At 71.0% G+C, this 24288-nt stretch carries 21 protein-coding genes; 8 read left to right on the top strand and 13 right to left on the bottom strand.

Annotation, left to right across the window (positions count from 1 at the left end):
* Window positions 1-11: 11 nt before the first annotated feature.
* Complete coding sequence (locus tag AB0959_RS20370; RefSeq protein ID WP_366827830.1) at window positions 12-1520, bottom strand: PLP-dependent aminotransferase family protein; 1509 nt, start codon at window positions 1518-1520, stop codon at window positions 12-14.
* A gap of 102 nt (window positions 1521-1622) precedes the next feature.
* Here AB0959_RS20370 and AB0959_RS20375 point away from each other — a divergent pair, with 102 nt between their 5' ends.
* The 4 genes from AB0959_RS20375 (at window position 1623) to AB0959_RS20390 (ending at window position 5111) form a co-directional block, all read left to right on the top strand.
* Window positions 1623-2309, top strand: coding sequence for a hypothetical protein (locus AB0959_RS20375; protein WP_366827831.1), 687 nt, complete (start codon window positions 1623-1625; stop codon window positions 2307-2309).
* Window positions 2306-3073, top strand: coding sequence for a glycerophosphodiester phosphodiesterase (locus AB0959_RS20380; protein ID WP_366827832.1), 768 nt, complete (start codon window positions 2306-2308; stop codon window positions 3071-3073). The genes AB0959_RS20375 and AB0959_RS20380 overlap by 4 nt, the downstream gene beginning before the upstream one ends.
* A gap of 50 nt (window positions 3074-3123) precedes the next feature.
* On the top strand, window positions 3124-4470 hold the full coding sequence (locus tag AB0959_RS20385) for an MFS transporter (RefSeq protein ID WP_366827833.1): 1347 nt from the start codon (window positions 3124-3126) through the stop codon (window positions 4468-4470).
* A gap of 266 nt (window positions 4471-4736) precedes the next feature.
* A complete protein-coding gene (locus tag AB0959_RS20390) occupies window positions 4737-5111 on the top strand; it encodes an RNA polymerase-binding protein RbpA (protein ID WP_003977404.1) in 375 nt (124 codons plus the stop codon).
* A 325-nt stretch (window positions 5112-5436) separates the two neighbouring features.
* On the opposite strand, the gene fxsA is transcribed toward AB0959_RS20390, so the two are convergent.
* The 4 genes from fxsA to AB0959_RS20410 all read right to left on the bottom strand — a co-directional run bounded on the left by fxsA (window position 5437) and on the right by AB0959_RS20410 (window position 9792).
* Window positions 5437-6009, bottom strand: coding sequence for an FxsA family membrane protein (fxsA, locus tag AB0959_RS20395; protein WP_366827834.1), 573 nt, complete (start codon window positions 6007-6009; stop codon window positions 5437-5439).
* A gap of 91 nt (window positions 6010-6100) precedes the next feature.
* Window positions 6101-6898, bottom strand: a complete 798-nt coding sequence (locus AB0959_RS20400; protein WP_366827835.1) for a polyprenol monophosphomannose synthase — start codon at window positions 6896-6898, stop codon at window positions 6101-6103.
* 705 nt (window positions 6899-7603) lie between these two features.
* Window positions 7604-9208: an amidohydrolase gene (locus tag AB0959_RS20405; protein WP_366827836.1), complete on the bottom strand. Its 1605-nt coding sequence runs from the start codon at window positions 9206-9208 to the stop codon at window positions 7604-7606.
* Window positions 9209-9351: 143 nt separating this feature from the next.
* The gene (locus AB0959_RS20410; protein ID WP_189859173.1) at window positions 9352-9792 is read right to left on the bottom strand and encodes an Lrp/AsnC family transcriptional regulator; all 441 of its coding nucleotides are present in this window, start codon (window positions 9790-9792) and stop codon (window positions 9352-9354) included.
* Window positions 9793-10060: 268 nt separating this feature from the next.
* Here AB0959_RS20410 and AB0959_RS20415 point away from each other — a divergent pair, with 268 nt between their 5' ends.
* Window positions 10061-10498 carry a hypothetical protein gene (locus AB0959_RS20415; protein ID WP_366827837.1) on the top strand — a complete coding sequence of 146 codons (438 nt, stop codon included), beginning with the start codon at window positions 10061-10063 and terminating at the stop codon, window positions 10496-10498.
* A 607-nt stretch (window positions 10499-11105) separates the two neighbouring features.
* Here the strand turns inward: AB0959_RS20415 and AB0959_RS20420 are convergent.
* Window positions 11106-12314, bottom strand: coding sequence for an acyl-CoA dehydrogenase family protein (locus AB0959_RS20420; protein ID WP_366827838.1), 1209 nt, complete (start codon window positions 12312-12314; stop codon window positions 11106-11108).
* A gap of 376 nt (window positions 12315-12690) precedes the next feature.
* On the opposite strand from AB0959_RS20420, the gene AB0959_RS20425 reads away from it, so the two are divergent.
* Complete coding sequence (locus AB0959_RS20425) at window positions 12691-13929, top strand: glycoside hydrolase family 18 protein (RefSeq protein ID WP_366827839.1); 1239 nt, start codon at window positions 12691-12693, stop codon at window positions 13927-13929.
* Window positions 13930-14043: 114 nt separating this feature from the next.
* Here the strand turns inward: AB0959_RS20425 and AB0959_RS20430 are convergent, their stop codons facing one another.
* From AB0959_RS20430 to AB0959_RS20440, 3 genes are all read right to left on the bottom strand, one after another.
* The gene (locus tag AB0959_RS20430; RefSeq protein WP_366827840.1) at window positions 14044-14682 is read right to left on the bottom strand and encodes a TetR/AcrR family transcriptional regulator; all 639 of its coding nucleotides are present in this window, start codon (window positions 14680-14682) and stop codon (window positions 14044-14046) included.
* A 128-nt stretch (window positions 14683-14810) separates the two neighbouring features.
* A complete protein-coding gene (locus AB0959_RS20435) occupies window positions 14811-14951 on the bottom strand; it encodes an SCO1431 family membrane protein (RefSeq protein ID WP_366827841.1) in 141 nt (46 codons plus the stop codon).
* A gap of 154 nt (window positions 14952-15105) precedes the next feature.
* Window positions 15106-16497: a peptidase C39 family protein gene (locus tag AB0959_RS20440; RefSeq protein ID WP_366827842.1), complete on the bottom strand. Its 1392-nt coding sequence runs from the start codon at window positions 16495-16497 to the stop codon at window positions 15106-15108.
* A gap of 267 nt (window positions 16498-16764) precedes the next feature.
* Between AB0959_RS20440 and AB0959_RS20445 the strand changes: the two genes are divergently transcribed.
* Window positions 16765-17385, top strand: coding sequence for a hypothetical protein (locus AB0959_RS20445; RefSeq protein WP_366827948.1), 621 nt, complete (start codon window positions 16765-16767; stop codon window positions 17383-17385).
* A 433-nt stretch (window positions 17386-17818) separates the two neighbouring features.
* Entirely contained in the window at window positions 17819-19684 is a 1866-nt protein-coding gene (locus AB0959_RS20450; RefSeq protein ID WP_366827843.1) for an AAA family ATPase, read from the top strand.
* A gap of 234 nt (window positions 19685-19918) precedes the next feature.
* On the opposite strand, the gene AB0959_RS20455 is transcribed toward AB0959_RS20450, so the two are convergent.
* From AB0959_RS20455 to hisG, 4 genes are all read right to left on the bottom strand, one after another.
* Window positions 19919-21007 carry a hemolysin family protein gene (locus AB0959_RS20455; protein ID WP_366827844.1) on the bottom strand — a complete coding sequence of 363 codons (1089 nt, stop codon included), beginning with the start codon at window positions 21005-21007 and terminating at the stop codon, window positions 19919-19921.
* A complete protein-coding gene (locus tag AB0959_RS20460; RefSeq protein WP_366827845.1) occupies window positions 21004-22575 on the bottom strand; it encodes a hemolysin family protein in 1572 nt (523 codons plus the stop codon). The genes AB0959_RS20455 and AB0959_RS20460 overlap by 4 nt, the downstream gene beginning before the upstream one ends.
* Before the next feature lie 250 nt (window positions 22576-22825).
* Window positions 22826-23290, bottom strand: a complete 465-nt coding sequence (locus AB0959_RS20465; protein ID WP_366827846.1) for a PH domain-containing protein — start codon at window positions 23288-23290, stop codon at window positions 22826-22828.
* Window positions 23291-23321: 31 nt separating this feature from the next.
* Complete coding sequence (gene hisG / locus AB0959_RS20470) at window positions 23322-24179, bottom strand: ATP phosphoribosyltransferase (protein WP_366827847.1); 858 nt, start codon at window positions 24177-24179, stop codon at window positions 23322-23324.
* Between the last annotated feature and the right edge of the window lie 109 nt (window positions 24180-24288).

Consider the following 24288-nt stretch of genomic DNA (forward strand, 5'->3'; position numbering starts at 1 on the left):
GGGCGACGGCGTCAGGCCACGAACGTGCGCGGCGTCTCCGCGCCCCCGCCCGCCCCCTTCTCCACCAGCCGCGCCGCCGCCGCGAGACGCACGGCCGCCTCGTCCGCCACGGCACCGCCCACGGTGAACGGCAGACGCACATACCCCTCGAAGGCCCCGTCGACCCCGAACCGCGGCCCCGACGGCACGCGCACGCCGACCCGCTCCCCGGCCTCGGCGAGCCGCGAGCCCGACAGACCGCCGGTGCGCACCCACAGGGTGAGACCGCCTCGCGGCACCTCGAACTCCCAGCCGGGCAGTTCCCGGCGTACCGCGGCGACGAGCGCGTCCCGGTTCTCGCGCGCCTGGTCGCGCCGGATGTCCACGGCCTGCTCCCAACCTCCCGTGCTCATCAGCCAGTTCACGGCCAGCTGCTCCAGCACCGGGGTGCCGAGATCGGCGTACGCGCGGGCGGCGACGAGGCTGCGGATGACGTCGGGCGCGGCACGCACCCAGCCGATGCGCATGCCCGCCCAGAACGCCTTGCTCGCCGAGCCGACTGTGATCACGGTCGAGCCGGCCGGATCGAAGCCGCAGACCGGCCGGGGCATCGCGGCGTCGTCGAGTTCCGGGTCCAGACGCAGCTCGCTCATCGTCTCGTCGGCGACGAGCACGGTTCCAGCGGCCCGGGCCGCGTCCACCAGCCGCCGCCGCTGGTCCTCGTCGGCGAGCGCGCCCGTCGGGTTGTGGAAGTCGGCGACGACGTAGGCGAGCCGGGGCGCCGCGTCCCGCAGCACCTGCCGCCAGCGGTCCAGGTCCCATCCTTCGAGGCCCTTGGCCATGGCGACCGGCACCAGACGGGCGCCCGCCTCCCGCATCAGCTGGAGGATGTTGGCGTAGGAGGGCGACTCCACGGCGATGCGCTCGCCCCGCCCGGCGAAGAGGTGACAGATCGCGTCCATGGCGCCCATCGCGCCGGTGGTGACCATGACCTGCTCGGGCATGGTGGGGATCCCGCGCGCGGTGTACCGCTCGGCGATCATCGCGCGCAGCGCGGGCAGCCCGGCCGGGTAGTCGCCGTGCGTGTGCGCATATGGCGGCAGCTCCTGCAGCGCACCCTGCACGGCCTGGGTGAGCCAGGGCTCGGGGGCGGGCAGGGCCGCGCAGCCCAGGTCGATCAACGAGCCGAGTGCCTCGGGCGGCAGGGGTTCAAGACCGCGCGCGGGGAGCGGGTTCCCGGCGGGCACGGCGGTCCAGCTGCCCGCCCCCCTGCGGGACTCCAGGAAACCCTCGGCGCGCAGGGCCTCGTAGGCCGCCGCGACCGTCGTACGGCTGACGGAGAGGGACAGCGCGAGCTCCCGCTCTGCGGGCAGCCGGGCCGCGACCGGCACACGGCCCTCCAGCACCAGCACCCGGATGCCGTCGGCGAGGGCGCGGTAGGCGGGCGGACGGCGGGTGCCCGGGCCCGCGGGGCGCTCCTGCTGGGAGGTGAGCAGCCGCGCGAGCTGGGCCGCGCCCACCGCTGAAGTCCACTGAGTCATGGTTTCCAGTCCACCTTCCCCGAATTGGCCATGGATGGCGTGTCCCGCCAAGCCACAGGGTGTCATGAGTCAGGCCACCGCCACCACCTCAGGGGGAACGTCTTGTCCAGCGACCCGTCCACCGACCCGTCCAGCGCCCCGTCCACACAGCGTCGCCTGGGGCGACGATTGATCCAGCTGTACGTCGGTCTCGCGCTGTACGGCGCGAGCATGGCACTCCTCGTGGAGGCGGGCCTGGGCCTGGCGCCCTGGATCGTGCTGGACCAGGGGCTCTCCGAACTCATCGGGCTGTCGATCGGCGTGACGGTGATCCTCGTGGGGGTCGTCGTGCTGCTCCTGTGGATCCCGCTGCGCCAGCGGCCGGGGCTCGGCACGGTCTCCAACGTCCTCGTGATCGGCCTCGCGATGGACGCCACCCTCGCGGCGGTGCCCGCCGTGCGCACCCTGGCCATACGGGTTCTCGTGCTCGTCGCCGGCATCCTCCTGAACGGCGTGGCGACCGGCCTCTACATCGCGGCGCGCTTCGGGCCCGGCCCGCGCGACGGCCTGATGACGGGCCTGCACCAGCGCACCGGCTACCCGATCGGCCGGATCCGCACGGCGATCGAGGTGGCGGTCGTGGCGACCGGTTTCGCCCTCGGGGGCACGGTGGGCGTCGGCACGGTCCTGTACGCGCTGACCATCGGCCCGCTGGCCCAGCTGTTCCTGCGGGTGTTCGCCGTCCCCACGGCAACCGTCAGCACGGTCGTTGCCACCGGTCCATCCGAGCGAGCGATACTTCCCAGGTGACCACCTCGACACGCCACCCCTACCTCGACCACCCCGGTCCCATCGCCTTCGCCCACCGGGGCGGGGCGGCGGACGGGCTGGAGAACACCGTGGCCCAGTTCCGGCGCGCGGTCGAGGCGGGCTACCGGTACATCGAGACCGACGTGCACGCCACGGCCGACGGACGGCTCGTCGCCTTCCACGACGCGACCCTGGACCGCGTGACCGACGGCGCCGGCCGCATCGCGGACCTTCCGTGGAAGGACGTGAGCCACGCGCGCGTGGCGGGCGTCGAACCGGTGCCCCTCTTCGAGGAGCTGCTCGAGACGTTCCCCGAGGTGCGCTGGAACGTCGACATGAAGGCGGAACCGAGCCTCCACCCGCTGCTGAACCTGATCTCCCGTACCGGCTCCTGGGACCGCGTCTGCGTCGGCTCGTTCTCGGAGGCCCGCGTCGCCCGCGCCCAGCGCCTGGCCGGCCCGCGCCTGGCCACGTCGTACGGCACCCGGGGCGTCCTGGGGCTGCGACTGCGCTCGTGGGGCATGCCGGCGACGCTGCGCCGCTCGGCGGTCGCCGCACAGGTGCCCGAGTCCCAGTCGGGGGTCCCCGTGGTCGACCACCGCTTCGTACAGGCCGCCCACGCGCGCGGGCTGCACGTCCATGTGTGGACCGTGAACGAACCGCAACGCATGCACCGGCTCCTTGACCTCGGTGTGGATGGCATCATGACCGATCACATCGACACGCTGCGCAAGGTTCTGGAGGACCGGGGAACCTGGGTCTGACGCCGTTTCGGCCCTCGCGCGGCCCGTTCACGGGGAAGCGAGGGGCACGGGTGGGCACCGACACCGTGCGGACGGACTCGGCCGACGAGGCCGCCGGGCGACGGCGCGAACAACGCGGCTGGTACTTCTACGACTGGGCGTGCTCCGTCTACTCGACGAGTGTCCTGACCGTGTTCCTCGGCCCCTACCTCACCTCGGTCGCCGAGGCGGCGTCGGACGCGGACGGTTACGTGCACCCGCTGGGCATACCGGTCCGCGCGGGCTCCTTCTTCGCGTATTCGGTGTCCCTGTCGGTGATCCTCGCCGTCGTGGTGATGCCCCTGGTGGGCGCGGCCGCCGACCGGACGGGCCGCAAGAAGCCCCTGCTGGCGGCAGCGGCCTACGTGGGCGCGGCCGCGACGGCGGGCATGTTCTTCCTGGACGGCGACCGCTACCTCCTCGGCGGCCTCCTGCTCGTCGTCGCCAACGCCGCGCAGTCGGTCGCGATGATGCTGTACAACTCCTACCTGCCGCAGATCGCGCCCCCCGAGGAGCGCGACGCGGTCTCCTCCCGCGGCTGGGCCTTCGGGTACGCGGCGGGCTCCCTGGTCCTGGTACTGAACCTGGTGCTGTTCACCGCCCATGACAGCTTCGGTGTGTCGGAGAGCACAGCGGTCCGCATCTGCCTCGCCTCGGCCGGCCTGTGGTGGGGCGCCTTCACCCTCGTACCACTGCGGCGGCTGCGCGACCGCGCGGCCCCGGAGGGCAGGGCCACGGCTCCTGGTCTGCGCCAACTCGCCGCGACCATACGGGACATGCGTCGCCACCCGCTGACCCTGGCCTTCCTGTTCGCCTACCTCGTGTACAACGACGGCATCCAGACGGTGATCTCCCAGGCCTCGGTCTACGGCTCCGAGGAGTTGGACCTCGAGCAGTCGACGCTCATCGTGGCGGTGCTGCTGGTGCAGGTGCTCGCGGTGGCGGGTGCGCTCGGCATGGGCCGGCTGGCGAGGAAGTACGGCGCCAAGCGCACGATCCTGGGCTCGCTGGTGGCGTGGACGCTGACGCTGGCCGCCGGATACTTCCTTCCGGCGGGGGCACCGGTCTGGTTCTTCGTGCTCGCGGCCGGCATCGGCCTCGTCCTCGGCGGTAGCCAGGCCCTCTCCCGCTCACTCTTCTCCCATCTCGTTCCGCCCGGGAAGGAGGCCGAGTACTTCTCGGCGTACGAGATGAGCGACCGCGGCATGAGCTGGATGGGCCCGCTGCTGTTCGGTCTGACATACCAGCTGACCGGAAGTTATCGGGATGCGATCATCTCGCTCGTGGCCTTCTTCGTCCTGGGATTCGCCCTGCTCGCACGGGTTCCGGTACGGCAGGCGATCACTGCCGCGGGCAATCCGGTGCCGGAGAGGATTTAGCACCCGAGGCGAAAGGGCTGTAGTGTACGCGTTTGGCCTGCCAGGCGTACCGTTACTGCGCGTCAAAGATGCCGAAACGCTAGGTGACATCTGCTGTCAGATGTGACAAACAGGGCGCCGGTGGGTACAACAAGGGCGGCTACGACGGCGACGCATGACCCGGAACGGGACACGGGACGGGAATCTTTACCGCCGACCGGACGTTGACCGGATGACGACGACAGCGACACCTGTCCTGTGGGCGACAAGCCCGGGAGGCACGATTCATGAGTGAGCGAGCTCTTCGCGGCACGCGCCTCGTGGTGACCAGCTACGAGACGGACCGCGGCATCGACCTGGCCCCGCGCCAGGCCGTGGAGTACGCATGCGAGAAGGGGCACCGATTCGAGATGCCCTTCTCGGTCGAGGCGGAGATCCCGCCGGAGTGGGAGTGCAAGGTCTGCGGGGCCCAGGCACTCCTTGTGGACGGCGATGGCCCTGAGGAAAAGAAGGCCAAGCCCGCGCGTACGCATTGGGACATGCTGATGGAGCGGCGTACCCGTGAGGAACTCGAAGAGGTCCTCGAGGAGCGTTTGGCCGTTCTCCGCTCCGGTGCGATGAACATCGCGGTACATCCGCGGGACAGCCGCAAGTCCGCGTAGTCCCTCCGGGGGTTGGGCGGCATACACAGCGCAACCGAAGACCGCGGGCACCGTACGTGTTGTACGGGGCCTCGCGGTCTTCGTCATGTGCGGGTCGTCGTCCAGATGGCACCCGCTGGAGGCTGGCGGCGATGGGCCGCTTTTCAGGTGCGCGGGGAACTGCGCGGATTTCAGGGGCGCGGGGAACTGCGCGACCAGCCCCCACTCACCCGCACGCAACCCACCCACCCCAGACACCCCCACGGGGGCCTGAGGGGCGGAGCCCCCAGGGATGGGACGGGTAGGGGCGGCGGGGGCGGGAAAACCACCGCCAAACGCCACGAGCTCAACGGTTCAGCGGCGGCCGCGGGTCCCGCGGAGCGTCACCGGCGTCATCCCTGATCACCTCACCCGGCACCACCTTGCCGTCCGGCCGATGGATGCGGGCCTGCTGGAAGGCGTCACCAAGGCTCCCGGCATCCACTTCGCGGATCTTGCGCTCGAAGGCCCGCTCCGCATACCGCCCCAGCCCCTTCTGAAGCGGCGGAATCAGCAGGAGCAGCCCCACGGCATCGGAGACGAGCCCGGGCAGCATCAAGAGCAGCCCGCCCAGCATCAGAAAACCGTTGCCCTCGCTGCCGCCGCCGTCGGCGGGAACCTCACCACGCTGCTGCTGTTGCACCGCCTCGGTCAGCTTGCGGAACGCCCGCCGTCCGGCCCGCTTGACCACCACCGAACCGAGAACGAAACCGGCGACCAGCAGAAGGAAGACCGTGAAGCCGCCGGCCGCCCCCGCGACCAACGTCAGCAACCAGATCTCCAGCACCAGCCACGCGGCGATGCCCAGCGGCAGGAACGTACGCAGCCGTGACCGCCGCGGCCGGGCGGGGTACGTGGGACCAGGAGCTCCAGTCGTCATGGTCCCAGTGTGCCTGGCCCCGGCTCAGAGCGGGATAAGGGGCTGGTCGGAGCGGAGCGAACGTCGAAGCACCTTGATCCCGGGCCCGGACCTACGACGGCCTGCCGCCACGCCCCAGCACCTTGCCCACCCGCTCCCCCACACCCCACGCCGTGACCCGCCACAGTGCCTCCACCATGATGTCGCGGCTCATCTTGGAGTCACCGAGCTCCCGCTCGACGAAGGTGATGGGCACCTCGACGACGTGGTACCCCGCCTTGATCGCACGGCGGGCGAGGTCGACCTGGAAGCAGTAGCCCTGGGAGGCGACCTCGTCGAGGCCGAGGCCTTCGAGGGTCTCCCGGCGGAAGGCACGGTAGCCGCCGGTGATGTCGCGCAGCGGCAGATCGAGGGCGAGTCGCGAGTAGAGGCTGCCGCCGCGGGAGATGAACTCGCGGGACTTCGGCCAGTTCACCACGCGCCCGCCGGGCACCCATCGGGAGCCGAGCACCAGGTCGGCGCCCTTGAGGGCGGTGAGCAGACGAGGAAGCTCCTCGGGCTGGTGGGAACCGTCGGCGTCCATCTCGATCAGTACGCCGTAGCCGTGCTCGATGCCCCAGCGGAACCCCGCGAGGTAGGCGGCGCCGAGCCCCTCCTTGCCCTTGCGGTGCAGCACCTGGACGTGGTCGTCCTCGGCGGCCAGCTCGTCCGCGAGCTTGCCCGTGCCGTCGGGGCTGTTGTCGTCGGCCACGAGAACGTGCGCCTCGGGAACGGCCTTTCGCACCCGGCCGACGATCGCCTTGATGTTCTCCGCCTCGTTGTAGGTCGGGATGATCACCAAGGCCGTGCCGAGGGGACCGAACTGCCTCTCCTGGGCTCCTGCCGCGAGGGTCCCGTCGCCGTCGTTCACTGCCTGCCCCTTCATGTCCGTACGCAGGGGTCCACCATAATGGCCCTCGCCTGCACCGACGCGTCGGCACGTGCGGAGAGGGGTGTCGATTCCACGGGAGCCGGGTGAGACCGCTCCTTGAGCCTGCTGTGTGATGTCCAGGATGCGCCGTCGTGCTCCGGAATGCGCGCCCCGGATCGGGCAGGGCCGGGGGCCGCGGCCGAGTACGGGTCCTGGAGAGCCCACGCTACGGATCGGGGCCCGGCGCCCTTCGGGCCGACCTGGGGCCCGCTGGCTGCGGGTCGTCCGAAAGCCGTTGTCTACTGAGCGTCCGGGCCCCACCCGGGTCACACCGATCTCCCAGGCTCTCGGCGTCTCCCCCGCTCTCGGCTTCACTCGAGCGGGAGGGACCTCATGAGCAGGGAGGGACCCCCATTTCACTGAACATTCCCTCGCCGGGGCGGACTGCGCTGGGCCTGGCTCCCAGTGACGGTGCGCCGGTGCGGCACACCATCCCTGACCCAGCGGCGTCCCGACGACCGCGCGGAAGTTCCCCGGTCGGACGTCCGGTGGTGGACCCGGCCGAACCTACCCGCCCCCAGCCATTGGCTGTCAACAGCCGTTCGACCTGCGGCGTTTCAACGAAACCCCAGGTCAGCGCGGAGGATGCCCAGGTGGTACGACAGGGCGGCGGGCCTCCGATCGGGGCCGCGCCACCCCGGGAGATCACTCGCCCGGCCGTACGAACACCGTCCGTCCGCCCACGACCGTGCGCAGGCAGACGGGCAGGTCCGTGCCGGGGCTCAGGTCGGGCAGTCCGGGGGTGCCGGAGCGGGGGTCGGTGGACCAGCGGGCTACCCGGTCGTCGGGGGCCTGCACGACGAGTTCGCCGGTGCGCCAGACGGCGTAGTCGGCCGGCGCGCCCGGGACCAGAACACCCGCGTCGTCCCGTCCGACGGCCCGCCAGCCGCCCCGCGTGTGCGCCGTGAACGCGGCGCGTACGGACACCCGATGCTCCGGCGTACGGTGGAAGGCCGCCGCGCGGACCGTGCCCCACGGGTCGAGCGGGGTGACCGGGCTGTCGGAGCCGAAGGCGAGGGGGACACCGGCCCGCAGCAGGGCTGCGAACGGGTTGAGCGTACGGGCCCGCCGGTCGCCCAGGCGCTGGGCGTACATGCCGTCCTCGCCGCCCCACAGCGCGTCGAAGGCGGGCTGCACGGAGGCGGTGAGGCCGAGTTCGGCGAAGGCCGCGACCGTGTCGGGGGTGAGCATCTCGGCGTGCTCGACGCGATGCCGGGCGGCGCGGACGCGGGCGAGGCCGGCCTTCTCGGCGGCGGCGCGCACGCCCTCGACGACGGCGGTCACGGCGGCGTCCCCGATGGCGTGGAAGCCCGCCTGCAGGCCGGCCTCGGTGCACGCGACGACGTGGGCGGCCACGTCGGCGGCGTCCAGGTACGCGGTGCCCGTGTGGTCGGCGTCGGCGTAGGGCTCGTGCAGGCACGCCGTGTGCGAGCCGAGCGCGCCGTCGACGAAGAGGTCGCCCGCGGCGCCGACCGCCCCCAGGGCACGCGCCTTCTCGACGTCCCGTTCCGCCCAGTAGCCCACCACCCGGGGCCCCGGGTGGTGGGCGGCCAGTCGCAGCAGCCCCGTGAAGTCGTCCTCGGAGGAGATCTCCGGCCCCGCGCACTCGTGAACGGAGCCGATACCGAGCGAGGCGGCATGGGCGAGCGCCACGCGCTGGGCCTCGGCGCGCTGGGCGGGACCGACGGCGCCCAGCGCGGTGGCGCGCACGGCGTGGTGGTCGTCACGGGTGAGCGGTGCGTCCGCAAAGGCGCGGCCACCGGGGACCAGGTCGAGCAGCGCCGTCGTGACGACCGCCGAGTGCACGTCGATCCGCGAGAGATACAGCGGGCGGCCGCCGGCCGCCTCGTCGAGCTCGGCGCGCGTCGGGGGCCTGCCGCCCGGCCAGCGGGACGCGTCCCAGCCATGGCCGAGGAGAACGCGATCGCCTGGGCGGGCGGCCGTGAACTCGCGTACGAGGGTGAGCGCCGCCTCCAGCGAGGGCGCGTCGGACAGGTCGAGCCCGGTCAGCGCGAGACCGGTGGACGTGGTGTGCACGTGTGCGTCGGTGAACGCCGGGGTCACCAGGGCGCCGTCGAGGTCGATCACCTCGTCGACGCCCTCCGCGAAGGCGTCGGCCGCTCCCTCGGAACCGACCCAGGCGATCTGCCCGCGTTCCACGACCATCGCGGTGGCGAACGGGTCGGCGGGGCTGTGGACTTCTCCACCGCGCAACAGCACGGTGTCCGACGAAGCGGTGCTCTCACTCATGGGAACAGTCTCGCGCCTCGGTCGCACGGCCCGGCGCACGGGGCGTCCCAGCACCGGCGCACGCCCTCACAGCCGCCGTCACACGCCCCTACAGACGCGGACGCGGTCGCACGCGCCCTCGCGGACACCGCCGCACGCGCTCCTCAGATGCGCGGCGGCCGCGCCTCGTACGGCGTCGACAGGACCACGGTCGTCCGCGTCGAGACCCCTGCCAGGGTCCGCAGCCGCGCCAGCAGTTCCTCCAGTTCGTGCGGGGTCGCCACACGCACCTTGAGGATGTAGTTCTCGTCGCCCGCGACGCTGTGGCACGCCTCGATCTCCGGGACGCCGGCGAGGCGTTCGGCGATGTCGTCGGGGGCGCTGGGGTCGAACGGTTTCACCGAGATGAACGCGGTCAGGGGCAGCCCGACGGCCTCCGGGTCGACGACCGCGGCGTACCCGCGGATGACGCCACGCTGCTCGAGCCGGCGCACCCGCTGGTGCACGGCGGACGTGGACAGGCCCGTGGCCTTGCCCAAGTCGGTGTAGCTCATCCGCCCGTCCTCGACGAGCAGCTGCACGATCTGTCGGTCCAGCTCCTCCATGGCGCAAGAACCTACAGGGCGGGTGATCTCCTCGGATACCTGAGCGGCGCAGGTCATACCCGGTTTGTGATGTGGCTGAGAGCTCTCTGTGAGCCGCCCGGGTGATGAGCCGGGCCCAAAGGGCATCTGCGATTGGCATGTGACGAACGCCACAGTGCGCGAACAGGCTTCGTGATGTTCTCGTGATTACCGCCGAGACGGGACGGGAAGTGCTTGCTGTGGTCGAGGCCGCAGTGCCGTCCCGGCCCAGCCCGAGGGGGAGTTACCCATGCAGAGTCTTAAGCGCCCTGGTCGTACCGCGCCCAAGCGCCAGCAGCCGGTCGTCGAGCCCGAGCCGGAGGGCGTCGAACCGGACGACGAGTTCGACGCGTACGACACCTTCGAGATGTACCGGGTGATCTGCCCGGACTGCGCGCAGCCCATCGCGCTCCTCGCGGACGAGGAGGTCCTGCCCGAGCACGCGCTGTGCGCCTCGCCGTGGAACCCGTTCGGGCTCACGGTCTGCGCCGGTACGGGCCGCGCGGCGGCCGAGGCCCGGTCCGCCGACGAATCCGAGGAGCCCCAGGAGCAGGACACGGCCCTCCTGTTGACGCTCCCTCAGGGGCTCGACTGGCGGACGCAGCCCTTCTCGCACGTCGGTGGTCCGGGCTCGCGCCCTATCCGCGTTCCGGTGATGCGCCGGGTGGACCACCGCCAGGCCGCCTGAGCGCGGAAGTCGGCGCGAGAGCCGACGTGAGGGCTGTTCAGCCCGCCTCTTCCGAGTGACTGCCCCTGCACCGTGGCGCGCGAATGCCGTGGTGCAGGATCAGTGTGTCCGTGGCCACGGTTCATCGAACCGGGCGCCGCGCGCTCGATGAAGGATGACGGTGACAGCCCGTCAATCACTCATGTTCGCTGGGCGGGTTGAGCCACGCTCCTTGATGCCCTCGCCGGATACCCCGTACGTGACCGCAGTGGACACACACCCGATTCCGGGGAGTGGTGACCGGACCGCCCGCATCCGCGTTGCCCGGGTATGACCCCCACCTCCTCCACGACCGGGCGTCACCGTCACCTCTTCGTCCCGTCGCCGCCGGGAGAATCGGTTCCCCGGCGCCTCCCCCAGCCCCAGGACCCGCCCATCTACAGCGCCCTGATGCGGATCTGGGCGGACCGGGGCCGCACGCTGCCGGGGCGCCGCGACCCGGAGTGGACCCGGCTGGCGACACCCCCGGGCGGACTCGGCCAGTCCACCCGGCTTACGGACCCGTTCGGCGCGACGCGTGATCCGTTCAGCGCGACGCGTGATCCGTTCGGCGCGACGCGTGATCCGTTCAGCGTGACTCCGGACCCGCGAGGTGACGGGCGATGACGATCCGCTGGATCTGATTGGTGCCCTCGACGATCTGGAGCACCTTGGCCTCGCGCATGTACCGCTCGGCCGGGAAGTCCGCCGTGTAGCCGTACCCGCCGAGGATCTGGACGGCGTCCGTGGTGACCTTCATCGCGGTGTCGGTGCAGTGCAGCTTGGCCATGGCCGCCTGCTTGGAGAACGGCCGGTCGGCGTCGCGCAGCCGGGCGGCCGCCAGGTAGAGCGCCCGGCCCGCCTCGATCTGCGTCGCCATGTCCGCCAGCATGAAGCGCAGCCCCTGGAAGTCCGCGATCGGCCGGCCGAACTGCTGCCGCCCGGTGGCGTACTGGACCGCCTCGTCCAGCGCCGCCTGGGCCAGGCCGATCGCGCAGGCCGCGATGCCGAGCCGCCCGGAGTCGAGCGCGGACAGGGCGATGGCGAAGCCCTGGCCCTCGTCGCCGATGCGCCGGGCGTCGGAGATCCGCACCCCGTCGAAGTGGACCTGGGCGGTGGGCGAGCCCTTCATGCCCATCTTCTTCTCGGGCGCCGCGGCGCTCAGCCCCTCGGCGTCGCCGGGGACCAGAAAGGCCGTGATGCCCCGGGCGCCCTCGGCGCCGGTGCGCGCCATGACCGTGTAGAAGTCGGCGATCCCGCCGTGGGTGGTCCAGGCCTTGGTGCCGGTGATCACCCAGTCTCCCCCACTCTCGGCTTCGCTCGAGCGGGAGGTGCCCCCACCCTCACGCACGGCCTTCGTCCGCAGGGACGCCGCGTCCGAGCCCGAGGACGGCTCGGAGAGGCCGTACGCGCCGAGCAGGCCGCCGCCGAGCATCGCGGGCAGGTGCTCGACCTGCTGCTCCTTGGTGCCGTAGCGGGCGAGCGCGTGACAGGCCAGGGAGTGGACGCTGACGCCGAGGCCCACCGTGAGCCGGGCCGCGGCGAGCTCTTCGAGGGCCTGGAGGTAGACCTCGTAGGGCTGGTCGCCACCGCCGTACTCGGAGTCGTACGGCAGGCCGAGCAGGCCCGACTCCGAGAGCAGGGTGAAGAGTTCACGGGGAAAACGGCCGGCGTCCTCCTCCTCGGCCGCGTGCGGGGCGATCTCCCGCTGGGCGATCTCCCGGACGAGCGAGATCAGATCCCGGGCCTCGTCCGTGGGCAGTTGACGGTCCACCGGCTGCGGGGCGCGGTCGGGCATGGCGACGCTCTCCTCCCTGTCGGGCACTGCGGCGGACTCACCGGGGATGGGGTGACGCCACCGGGTCTCACTTGCCACAGCCGATGGTCGTCTTCCGGGTCACGGAAGCCGCTGACCAGCGGCTGCGGCGCTTGGAGTATGCCCGATCCGGCAGAGCAAGTCACTTGTTAACGGTCGTTCATTACAACACATTCGAGTGATCGCCCCCGGCGCCCCGCAAGGGTCATCCCACCCCAAACCAAATTGGTCCGAACCATTGACCTCACTGGTCTAGTCCTCCTACCGTTCCCCCCACAACGCATCTCCGCGTTCATGCCCATTGGCACAGCAGGTCCAGGCACGCCCCTCTCTCAGCTCCCGTCTCCACGGAGTAACGATGCACAGACCGCACCGCTCCCGTGTCCGCTTCCGGACGCCGCTCGCCGTCGCCTCCTGCGCCGCCCTCGGCGCCGGGCTCCTCGTCGCCGCGGGTACCGCGACCGCCACGCCCGCGAAGCCCTCCCCCACGGCCGGCGCCGCCGGCTCGAAGGTCGTCGGCTACTTCACCGACTGGGGTATCTACGGCCGCCAGTACTACGTCAAGAACATCGAGACGTCCGGATCGGCGGACAAGCTCACCCACATCAACTACGCCTTCGGCAACGTCGTGGACGGCAAGTGCGCGATCGGCGACTCCTGGGCGGACACCGACAGGCCGTTCAGCGCGGACGAGTCCGTGGACGGCGTGGCCGACACCGCGGACCAGTCGCTGAGCGGCAACTTCAACCAGCTGCGCAAGCTCAAGAAGCTCCACCCGAACCTCAAGATCATCTGGTCGTTCGGCGGCTGGAGCTGGTCCGGCGGATTCGGTGAGGCGGCCAAGGACCCGGGAGCCTTCGCGAAGTCCTGCTACGACCTCGTCGAGAACTCCAAGTGGGCGGACGTCTTCGACGGCATCGACATCGACTGGGAATACCCCAACGCCTGCGGCCTCACCTGTGACACCAGCGGCCCTGACGCGTTCAGGGACCTGATGGCGGCGCTGCGCGGCCGGTTCGGCAAGAACAACCTCGTCACCGCGGCGATCACGGCCGACGCCTCCAGCGGCGGCAGGATCGACGCGGCGGACTACGCGGGCGCCGCGAAGTTCGTCAACTGGTACAACCCCATGACGTACGACTACTTCGGCTCCTGGGACAACACCACGGCCCCTCACTCGCCACTGACCGCCTACCCCGGCATTCCGAACAAGGCGTTCAACACCGCGGCGACCATCGCGAAGCTCAAGAGCCTCGGCATCCCGTCCTCCAAGTTGCTGCTCGGCCTCGGCTTCTACGGTCGCGGCTGGACCGGTGTCACCCAGTCGGAGCCCGGCGGCACCGCGACCGGCCCGGCGCCCGCCACGTGGGAGGACGGCAACGAGGACTACAAGGTGCTCAAGAACACGTGCCCCCCGACCGGCACGGTGGGCGGCACCGCCTACGCCAAGTGCGGGGACCAGTGGTGGAGTTACGACACCCCGGAGACCATCAAGGGGAAGATGAAGTACAAGGACGCCCAGGGTCTGGGCGGAACCTTCTTCTGGGAGCTCAGCGGTGACACCCCGGACGGCGAGCTGATCAACGCGATCAACTAGCCGCGGGGACACGGCACTCGGGGTGGGACCGGTCGGCGGGTCCCACCCCGTCTCCGTCTCCGTCTCGGTCTCTGGCTGCGGCTGCGGCTGCGGGCACCCGGATGCCGTCGGCGCTCAGAGAGCGCGGCGGGCCGGCTCCGGGGCCAGGTACGCGGGGTCCAGCTCCTCGATGGCGCGCAGGGTGCCGCCCAGCGTCTTCACCAGCAGCTCCCGCATGGTGTCGCGGGGCAGGTCGGACCGGTCGATCCAGTCGAGGGTGGCGCCCTCGACGCTGCACACCCAGCCGAGCAGGCCCATACGGGCCAGCGGCGCGATCTCGCGCCGGCCGTACGCCCCCTCGGCGATGGTCGCGACGATCGCCTCGCGGACGCCGTCCCGGATGGCGTGCACCTGCGTGTCGAAGCCGACGCCGCCGCTGACGATCGTGCGGTACGCGGCCTGGTTGGCCTCGGCGTAGCGGAGATAGCCGTCGAGGGTGCGTTGCACCCGCTCCTCCGGCGGGAGTTCGAGACCGCTCGCCGCGAAGGCGACCAGATCGGTCACCGAGTCCTCGACGATCGAGAGGTAGTAGCCGCGCTTGGACTTGAAGTAGTAGTAGATCAGTCCCTTGGCGACATGCGCCTGGCGCGCTATGTCGTCCATCGACAGCGCGTCGTAGGAGATGTCGGCGAATAACCTCCGCCCGATGGCTATGAGTTCGGCGCGGCGGGCGAGGGAGCGGTCGGTACCGCGCGTCCTCGGGCGACCGACCACGTGTGTATGGCTGCTACTCAATTTCGGCCCAAGTCTCCAGCTGCCAGCGGGACATGCGCAGTATTGCAGACCGGTGCCACCTGCCTGTTCGACTCCGATCGACAGAGACAGGGCCGGAGTGGACCGGTTCAGAGCAGGCCGAGCCCCGTGAACAGCATCGCCAGGACGATGACGAGGACCCAGCCCGCGATGTGCTCGACGATCTTCGGTCCGTCGCCCCTGGGGCCGCCGGTGCGCGCACCGGCCGTGGGTGCTGTTGTCGCTGTCATGGCTTCTCGCTGGTGTCGGCGTGAACGGTGGACGTCCCCCGCCCTTGTGTCCACCACCTTGCCAGGGGGCGCGACGGCCGCCGCCGAGACGTTGCTCACACACCACGGCCCCCGGCGAACCGGGGGCCGTGGTGCACTCGTGCGGCGCCCCGCCTCAGCGCACCCCCACCGCGGCCAGCGCCTTGCGCTGCCGGGCGGTCGGGTGGGCCGGGAAGTACAGGTAGCAGACGCCACCGGTGCCGGAGACGACCTTGCCGGAGGCGTTGTACCGCTTGGTACGGAGCCAGATGTTCTCCCACTCGCGCCGCTTGTAGACCCGCCGTACCGCCTCGTTGGTCGGGGAGTTGGGGTCGTTGGCGATCACGTCACCGTCGGCGGTGAAGCCGATCACGGTCATCAGATGGCCGGCCGTTCCGTAGCCCGCCCCGGTCAGCTCGGTCGCGAGGAACGACTGTGACGTTATGGCCGGGATGCCCGCCGCGATCAGGGTCTCCAGGTCGGTGAGCGATCCGAGCCGGGTCACCACGCCCTGGAAGTCCTGGTACGTGGCGGCGTACGCGGCGTTGAAGGGCCAGTTGCCGCAGCCCTCGTACTGGTAGTCGTACGTGTACCGGGCCGCGTGGCACACCTGCGGGTCGGCGTAGTCGGGGTTGACCCAGGAGAGGTCCTGGGCGGTGGGCCTCCGTCCCCAGTACTCGATGATCATCTGCGAGGAGGTGGGGCTGCACCAGGCCTCACCGCCGTTGTCGTACTCGGGGTACTGGCCCTTGTGGGTCTCCTGCGAGTAGCGCGGGACGACCAGTTCCTTCACGAGCCCGGGGGTGGACTCCGGGACGGTGAAGCGGTCCGGGACGTCGGAGCCCATCGCGCCGAGCCGCCATACGGTGGGGGTGAGCTTGGTGCCGGGCTTGCGGTAAAGGGTGAGCCGCAGGCGGTACGAGGCCAGCCGCAGGCCCGTGGCCGGATCGTCCACGGCGAAGGTGTCCGTCCACACGCTGCTCTTGCCGTCGCTCTGGTCGTCGACGGAGGTGCGCCGGATGTCCTGGTCGCCGGCCGCCCACCGCCCCAGCACGTACCACGGCGTGGCCGTGCCGTCGGAGTACGCGCCCTTGAGCTCGACCTGGATCCAGGTGCCGGCCGGGGTGCGGGCGTTCCAGGAGGCGATGGCCTCGGTCGACGGGACGGCGAGCCGGTGGACGGCGGACGTCCAGGTCGCGTACTCCCAGGTGGAGGTCTTTCCGGTGTGCGGATCGGTGTAGTCGGTCGTACCGGCCGGCGCGGCGATCACCAGGCCGGGCCGCTTCCCCGCCACCGCGCGTGTGCCCTTCGCGCTGCCGCCGCGCCAGTCGTCGTACGAGGTCCAGGCGCGGTTGTCCACGAGGGATGCCGGTGCTTTCGCGGGGAGGTCGGAGTCCTTCGCGGGCAAGGCACCGCCCTGCTCGGGACGGTGCGGCGCGGCGGCGGCCGGGCCGGCGGCCCCCGCCGCGGCCGCTGCCACAGCGGCAGCCAGGACGGTTCTGCGGGACGGCTGTGAGGCTCTGGTCATGAGCGGATGACCCCCAGTGGTCCGAAGCACGGTTGGGACGACGGCTGTGGGCCAACTATGGACGCCGGAAGCCGACTTCTGCCAGCACCACGCGCCCCGCCGAACCCTCCAATATTGGTCGGGACCACTGACATCACCCGCGCGGCGGTAAGCCTCCTGGAGCGGCCCAGCCGCTCGTCGGCAGTAGAGTCGGCGACCGTGGCGCGCCCACCCGGGCCGCCTTCGGACCCACGTCGCACCGCCCACGCACCTCACCGGGAAATCGCCATTCACGCCCTAGCCGAAAGCCTGCGCGGACTGCCGCCCTCCTGCGGACCGGTTCGTCTGATCGGAATCGACGGCCACGCGGGCTCCGGGAAGACGACCTTCGCCGGGCGGCTGGCCGCCGCGCTCGACGACGCTCCCGTGCTGCATCTGGACGACATCGCCACGCACGAGGAACTCTTCGGCTGGACCGGGCGGCTGCTCAGCCAGGTGATCGAACCGCTCGACCGCGGCGAGACGGCGCACTATCTCCCCTACGACTGGCGCGCGCGGAACTTCGGCGCACCCCGCCCGTTGCCGCCCGCACCGGTCGTCCTGGTCGAAGGGGTGGGCGCGGGCCGCCGCGCGCTGAGGCCGTACCTGGCGCGGCTGCTGTGGCTGGAGGTGTCGAACGAGGAGGCATGGACACGGGGGCGCTCACGGGACGGGGAGGAGCAGCGGGAGTTCTGGGCCGGGTGGGTCGCAGCGGAGCGTCTGCATTTCACCGAGGATCCGTCCCGGCCCCATGCCGACCTTCTGGTTCAGCAGCGACCAGAGGGGTACATGTTGCTGCCGGGACCTGCCGGGACTGCAGAATCGACCTTGTTCCTCACGCACGGTAACGGCCCGTCCGCAGTGTGCTGAACTCGTGAAGAGCCTTGCGGAGGAACTTGTCCGAGTGCTTCAACTCGGCTTGACCCGGGGCCCGTACAGGACTTACGTTCTCAATGTGCGGTCATTCGAGACCGCCTCAGACGCGAAGCCCCCGGTTGTTCCCCCGTGATCGGGGGCTTCGTTCTGCCCGCACCCCTCCCTTCCGGGCCGCGCAGAACACAACTTGTTCACCCTCGGTCACCGAGCGCAGTGGGCACCCGTCCGCCCCCACCTCGCAAGACGGGCCGTGCGGCACCCTTCGATGGGCGACCGAGCCGCAGGTACGATGCCATCGGTGCGACCTTCGGACGGCTGCAGAAACGCACCGATGCAACTCCCGTCCGCGGCACAGCGGTTCGACGAAGGCTGCCACGGGCACCGGCCCGGCGGCATACCGACGGGGGCACGGTTTGTGGGGGACGTGATGGATTTCGGCACGCGGGGCCCCGAGGCCCCGGCCGACCTCGCCTGGCTGCGAGGTGTGGACGCCTACACGATGGGCGCCTATCCGCAGGCCGAGGAGGAGTTCCGCGCCGCGGTGCGGATGGATCCCGGGATGGCCGACGGCTGGCTGGGGCTCCACGCGCTGCGGGTGGACACGACGACCGCGCTGCTGAGGATGTTCCGGCACCGGGAGCGCTTCGGGGAACAGCGCGCCCGGCACCGGCGCACCCTCAACTCCTGGTACTGGCTGGGCTGGTGGGTGCAGCCGGTCCTGGAGAGCCCTCGCGATCTGTTGCTGGCCCACGCCTCGCACTGGCTGGACGGCCGCCACGTCCCGGAGCTGGACCGGGCGCTGGCCGGGCTGCCGCCGGTGGACACCGACACCCAGGTCCGCTTCCTGCACGCGTGCCGCGCCTATCTCGTCAAGGACTGGGAACAGCTGGTCCGGCACACGGACCCCTTGATCAATGACGCCATGCTCGGCATCGAGGCGGGACTCTTCGGCGGCATGGCCCGGGTCCGTCTGGAGATGTACGGCCAGGCGGAGCCGCTGCTGTCCACGGCGCTCATGCGCTGTCGCAGCGAACAGCCGCAGCGCAAGGAGCTGCGGTACTGGCTGGCGCGGGCGCACGAGGGGACGGGCCGGTCCGCCGCCGCACTCCCCCTGTACCGGGCCGTGCACCGGGTGGACCCCGCGTTCATGGACACCTCCGCCCGGCTCGCGGCGATCGCGGAGGGGGACGGGTACGACGACGCGACGGACCTCGCGGCGATGGCGCTGACCGGGGTCGGGGACATGATGGACGGGCCGGACGGCGTGGACCCGCTGTTCGGGGTCGACGGCCGGGACATGAAGCTCTCGGAGCCGGATCTGCCGCCGCCCGGTGGACTGCCGCCCGAGACGGTCGACACCGTGGTGCGGGAGAAGGCCGTGGTGCCCGTGCAGCCGCTGCCGGCCGGACCGACCGATCCGGCACTGCTGGAGGAGGCGCTCGCCGAGCTGGAGCGCATGGTGGGGCTGGAGCCGGTGAAGCGCCAGGTCAAGGCGCTCTCGGCGCAGCTGAACATGGCGCGGCTGCGGGCGGGGCAGGGCTTACCCGTCCAACCTCCCAAACGCCACTTCGTCTTCTCCGGCCCCTCGGGGACGGGCAAGACGACGGTCGCGCGCATCCTGGGCCGGGTCTTCTACGCCCTCGGTCTGCTCGGCGGCGACCATCTGGTGGAGGCCCAGCGCGCCGATCTGGTGGGCGAGTACCTGGGCCAGACGGCGGTGAAGGCCAACGAGCTGATCGACTCGGCGATCGGTGGCGTGCTGTTCGTGGACGAGGCGTACTCGCTGTCCAACTCCGGCTACGGCAAGGGGGACGCGTACGGGGACGAGGCGCTGCAGGTGCTGCTGAAGCGTGCCGAGGACAACCGCGACCACCTCGTCGTGATCCTCGCGGGCTATCCGGAGGGCATGGACCGGCTGCTCGCCGCCAACCCGGGTCTGTCGTCCCGCTTCACGACCCGCGTCGACTTTCCCTCCTACAGACCCTTGGAGCTCACGTCGATCGGTGAGGTGCTCGCCGCGGAGAACGGTGACGTGTGGGACGAGGAGGCGCTCGACGAGCTGCGCTCCATCAGCGGGCACGTCGTGGAGCAGGGGTGGATCGACGAGCTCGGCAACGGGCGGTTCCTGCGCACGCTCTACGAGAAGAGCTGTGCGTACCGTGATCTGCGCCTGTCGGGGTATCCGGGCATGCCGACCCGCGACGACTTGTCGACACTTCGGCTTCCGGATCTGATGCAGGCGTACGGGGAGGTTCTTTCGGGGCGGGGGCCTCAGGATCCGTCGGCGATGTGAGTGTGGCGGGGTGGGGGCCCCGCTCTCGGCCTGACGGCCTCGTCCTCAAACGCCGGAGGGGCTGGATTTTCCAGCCCCTTGGGGGCACCTCCCAGCGGTAGCTGGGGGAGTTCGAGGAGCGGGGTCCGGGGCGGAGCCCCGGATGGGGGTCCCCCCGCTCGAGCGGAGCCGAGAGTGGGGGAGGGACGGGTAGGGGCGGCGGGGGCGAGGAAAACCTCCGGCCGCCCCCGGCCGTTACGCCGTCAGCGCCCCCTCCGGGGCACCGCTGGGGCGGGGTTCCGTCACACGGGGCGGGGCCAGATCACGGTGGGCCGGATCCCGCACCTCGCCCACCAGCAGCTCCAGTACGTCCTCCAGAGCGACCAGCCCCACGATCCTCCCCGACGGATCGGCCACCTGGGCCAGATGCGTGGCAGCACGACGCATGACCGTGAGGGCGTCGTCCAGAGGGAGTTCGGAACCGAGCGTGGTCATGGGACGCCACACCTTCTGCGGAACCGCCCGGTCGGAGTCCTCCAGATCGAGGACGTCCTTGACGTGCAGGTAGCGGCCCATGAAGGCACCGTTCTCCGCCACCACCGGGAAGCGCGAGTAGCCCGTACGGGCCGTCAGCGCCACGATCTGTGCCGCTGTCACCGACGGACCCACCGTCACCAGGGACTCGCCGTTCAGCAGGACGTCCGTGACCGGGCGGGAACCCAGCTCCAGGGCGTCCTCCAGCCGCTCCTGCTCCTCGGGATCCAGCAGACCCGCCTGCCCGGAGTCCTCCACCAGACGGTTGAGCTGCTCGCTGGTGAAGACCGCCTCCACCTCGTCCTTGGGCTCGACGCGGAAGAGCTTCAGGACGACCCGCGCACAGGCACCGAGCCCCGCCGTCACCGGCCTGCACAGACGCGCGAACGCGACGAGCCCCGGGCTCAACCACAGCGCCGTCTTCTCGGGCGCCGCCATCGCCAGGTTCTTCGGCACCATCTCACCGATGACGAGGTGCAGGAAGACGACCACGGCGAGCGCGATCACATAGCCCAGAGGGTGGATCATGCCGTGAGGGAGGTGGATCGCCTCGAAGACGGGCTCCAGCAGCCGCGCCACCGTCGGCTCGGCCACCGCGCCCAGTGTCAGCGAGCACATGGTGATGCCGAACTGTGCGGCGGCCATCATCTGCGGCAACCGCTCCAGGCCGTACAGCACCTGCCGCGCCCGCGCGGTGCCCAGCGGTTCGATCTGGCTGCGGCGGACGGAGACCAGGGCGAACTCCGCGCCGACGAAGAATCCGTTGGCGAGCACGAGCAGCAGGGCGAAGAGAAGTTGGAGCACGCTCATCGGGCCGCCTCCGCGACAGGAGCGGGGGCGGGGGCCGGGGCGGGAGCGCTGTCCGTGACAGGCTCGGTGTCCGTGACGGGTTCGGTGTCCGTGACAGGCTCTGCGTCAGTGTGAGGAGCCGCATTCCCCGTGGAGGTCGTTCCGACGGCGGAGGCGCCCTCCGCAACAGGCGAAGCCTCCGCAACCAGGCCCTCCTCAGCCGACCCCTTCTCAGTCGATGCCCCTCCAGCCGGTCCAACCACAGCAGGCCCCTCCTCCGTGGCCGACGCCGTACGGACGAGCCGTACCCGCTCCGCCCGGTAGTGGTCGACCTGTCGCACCGACAGCCGCCAGCCGGGCAGTTCGGCCCTGTCGCCGGGGGCCGGGATACGGCCGAGCAGGTCGGCGACGAGGCCCGCCACCGTCTCGTAGGGGCCCTCGGGGACATCCAGGCCTATGCGCTGGAGCACGTCGACGCGGCAGCTCCCGTCGGCGTCCCACGCGGGGCGCCCGTCCTCGGGCGGGGCTACGGCGAGCTCGGGCAGGTCGTGGCCGTCGTGCTCGTCGCGCACCTCGCCCACCAGTTCCTCGACGATGTCCTCCAGGGTCACGACGCCGGCCGTGCCGCCGTACTCGTCGACGACGACGGCGATGGGTTGTTCGCTGCGCAGCCGGGCCAGGAGCGGCTGCACGGGCAGCGTCTCGGGAACCAGGAGAGGTGCTTGCGCGATGCGTCCGACCGGGGTGCGCAACCGATCCTGCGCGGGGATCGCGAGCGCGTCCTTCAGGTGCGCCATGCCGACGATCTCGTCGATGCGCTCCCGGTAGACCGGGAAGCGGGACAGACCCGTGGCGCGAGTGAGGTTGACGACGTCCTCGGCCGTGGCGGAGGACTGCAGCGCGCTCACCTTCACGCGCGGCGTCATCACGTTCTCCGCGGTCAGATCGGCCAGGGACAGCGTCCGTACGAAGAGGTCCGCCGTGTCCTGTTCCAGCGCGCCGGCCTGAGCCGAGTGCCGGGCCAGGGAGACGAGCTCGCCGGGGGTGCGCGCGGAGGCCAGCTCCTCGGCGGGCTCGACGCCCAGGGCGCGCACCAGCCGGTTGGCGACCGCGTTGAGTCCGGCGATCACCGGACGGAAGAGGCGGGAGAAGACGTGCTGGGGGCCCGCGACGAAGCGGGCGACCTGCAGCGGCCGGGACACCGCCCAGTTCTTGGGCACGAGCTCGCCGACCACCATCTGCACGGCCGAGGCCAGCAGCATGCCGACGACCACGGCGACACCGGAGACGGCGCCCTCGGGTATGCCGATCGCGGTGAAAGGGCCGTGCAGCAGCTCGGCGAGCGCCGGTTCGGCGAGCATGCCGACCACGAGCGAGGTGATGGTGATGCCGAGCTGGGTGCCGGAGAGCTGGAAGGACAGCTCCTTGAGCGCGCCCACGACCTTCTGGGCCCGCCGGTCGCCCTCGGCAGCCGCCTGCTCCGCGTCCGGCCGCTCGACCGTCACGAGGCCGAACTCGGCCGCCACGAAGAAGCCGTTGGCGAGAATCAGCAGGAACGCCGCTCCGAGGAGCAGCAGGGGGGTGGTCATGATGCCGCCGCCTCCGCACAGCCGATACGGACGCGGTCCGTGCTATGTCGGGAGGGGGCGGCGCAGGTACTGCAGGACGATCCGTCCATCGCCGGAGGGAGTCACTCCTCGGGTAGCAGGAACCCCTGCACGCCGGGCGGCGCTACAGGGGCGGTGGCGCAAAGGACACGCCTCCGCCACCAGATTAATCAAGACATGGGGTTGTACGGCAGGGGCGAATCCCCCAAGGCGACCCTGAACGTGCCATGAATTACCCCTGACGTGTCTCGCGGTCCCCGATCGTGCGGGCTTCCGCGAGCGCCCGCAGCGTGCGGGCGTCCTCGATCGCGCGCTTCTTGGCGATGCCCGGCTGGATGCCGAGCGCGGGCAGGCTGGTGCCGTCGCTGAGGTTGAGGAACACCCACGGGTCGCCGGGGCGGAGGTTCACCTGGACGATCTCCGCCCACGCCAGGCGCCGCCTGCCGACGATGTTGACCACGGTGACCCCGGACTCGTCGGCGACGACCTTGGGCCGGGACAAGAGGACCAGCACGCCGCCGAGCAGCGCGCCGGTGAAGACGAAACTCATCCGCTCCCCCGGACTGAGCTGCTCCAGCAGCATCGCGATCACCGTGATGACGGCGAAGATCGCGATGCTCGCCGTGAGCAGGACGGCCCGGGTGCGGCCCGGGCGGAACGTGACCGGGAGAGCGGGACGGTCTGGCAGATCCGACATCGTCAACGGGTCCTTCAACGGGTCCTCGAGGTCACAGACGGCAGGCGTGGATGGCCGTGGTCAGAATGGCCCGCGCGCCGAGGTCGTACAGGTCGTCCATGATCCGCTGGGCCTCCTTGGCGGGGACCATCGCGCGGACGGCGACCCAGCCCTCGTTGTGCAGCGGCGAGACGGTCGGCGACTCCAGGCCGGGGGTGAGCGCGACGGCCTTCTCCAGCTGCTCGACGCGGCAGTCGTAGTCCATCATCACGTACGTCCGGGCCACGAGGACGCCCTGGAGGCGGCGCAGGAACTGCTGCACCTTGGGCTCCGCCTCCCCCTCGGAGTCCGCGCCGACGCGGCGGATCACGATGGCCTCGGACTTCATGATGGGCTCGCCGAAGACCTCGAGACCGGCATTGCGCAGTGAGGTGCCGGTCTCGACGACGTCCGCGATGACCTCGGCGACACCGAGTTCGATGGCGGTCTCGACGGCGCCGTCGAGGTGGACGACGGAGGCGTCGATGCCGTTGTCGGCGAGGTGCTTGCCGACGATGCCCTCGTAGGAGGTGGCGACCGTCATGCCGTTCAGGTCCGCGAGGCCACTGGCCGCGCCCGGCTTGGAGGCGAAGCGGAACGTGGAGCGGGCGAAGCCGAGGGGGAGGATCTCCTCCGCGTTGGCGCCGGAGTCGATCAGCAGGTCGCGGCCGGTGATGCCGATGTCGAGCTGGCCGGAGGAGACGTAGATCGCGATGTCGCGGGGGCGGAGGTAGAAGAACTCCACCTCGTTCTCCGGGTCGACGATGCGCAGTTCCTTGGACTCGCGGCGCTGCTGGTAGCCCGCCTCATGGAGCATCTCCGCCGCAGGGCCGGAGAGTGAACCCTTGTTGGGGACGGCGATGCGCAACATGAGATGGCTTCCTTCGCGTGGTGCTGGACGGGGATGTGGTGCGGGTACGGCTCAGAGGCGGGCGGCTCGACGGTGGGCGTATCAGAGGCGGTCGTAGCAGCGGCGGTCG

Source organism: Streptomyces sp. NPDC046862, assembly GCF_040704615.1.
In the GTDB taxonomy this organism is placed as follows: Bacteria; Actinomycetota; Actinomycetes; order Streptomycetales; family Streptomycetaceae; genus Streptomyces.

Coding starts and splice junctions, on each gene's coding strand:
- AB0959_RS20460 (WP_366827845.1), bottom strand. CDS start 22,575: ATGACCACCCCCCTGCTGCTCCTCGGAGCGGCGTTCCTGCTGATTCTC.
- AB0959_RS20455 (WP_366827844.1), bottom strand. CDS start 21,007: ATGAGCGTGCTCCAACTTCTCTTCGCCCTGCTGCTCGTGCTCGCCAAC.
- AB0959_RS20390 (WP_003977404.1), top strand. CDS start 4,737: ATGAGTGAGCGAGCTCTTCGCGGCACGCGCCTCGTGGTGACCAGCTAC.
- fxsA (WP_366827834.1), bottom strand. CDS start 6,009: ATGACGACTGGAGCTCCTGGTCCCACGTACCCCGCCCGGCCGCGGCGG.
- AB0959_RS20415 (WP_366827837.1), top strand. CDS start 10,061: ATGCAGAGTCTTAAGCGCCCTGGTCGTACCGCGCCCAAGCGCCAGCAG.
- AB0959_RS20450 (WP_366827843.1), top strand. CDS start 17,819: ATGGATTTCGGCACGCGGGGCCCCGAGGCCCCGGCCGACCTCGCCTGG.
- AB0959_RS20435 (WP_366827841.1), bottom strand. CDS start 14,951: ATGACAGCGACAACAGCACCCACGGCCGGTGCGCGCACCGGCGGCCCC.
- AB0959_RS20420 (WP_366827838.1), bottom strand. CDS start 12,314: ATGCCCGACCGCGCCCCGCAGCCGGTGGACCGTCAACTGCCCACGGAC.
- AB0959_RS20465 (WP_366827846.1), bottom strand. CDS start 23,290: ATGTCGGATCTGCCAGACCGTCCCGCTCTCCCGGTCACGTTCCGCCCG.
- AB0959_RS20425 (WP_366827839.1), top strand. CDS start 12,691: ATGCACAGACCGCACCGCTCCCGTGTCCGCTTCCGGACGCCGCTCGCC.
- AB0959_RS20370 (WP_366827830.1), bottom strand. CDS start 1,520: ATGACTCAGTGGACTTCAGCGGTGGGCGCGGCCCAGCTCGCGCGGCTG.
- AB0959_RS20410 (WP_189859173.1), bottom strand. CDS start 9,792: ATGGAGGAGCTGGACCGACAGATCGTGCAGCTGCTCGTCGAGGACGGG.
- hisG (WP_366827847.1), bottom strand. CDS start 24,179: ATGTTGCGCATCGCCGTCCCCAACAAGGGTTCACTCTCCGGCCCTGCG.
- AB0959_RS20440 (WP_366827842.1), bottom strand. CDS start 16,497: ATGACCAGAGCCTCACAGCCGTCCCGCAGAACCGTCCTGGCTGCCGCT.
- AB0959_RS20405 (WP_366827836.1), bottom strand. CDS start 9,208: ATGAGTGAGAGCACCGCTTCGTCGGACACCGTGCTGTTGCGCGGTGGA.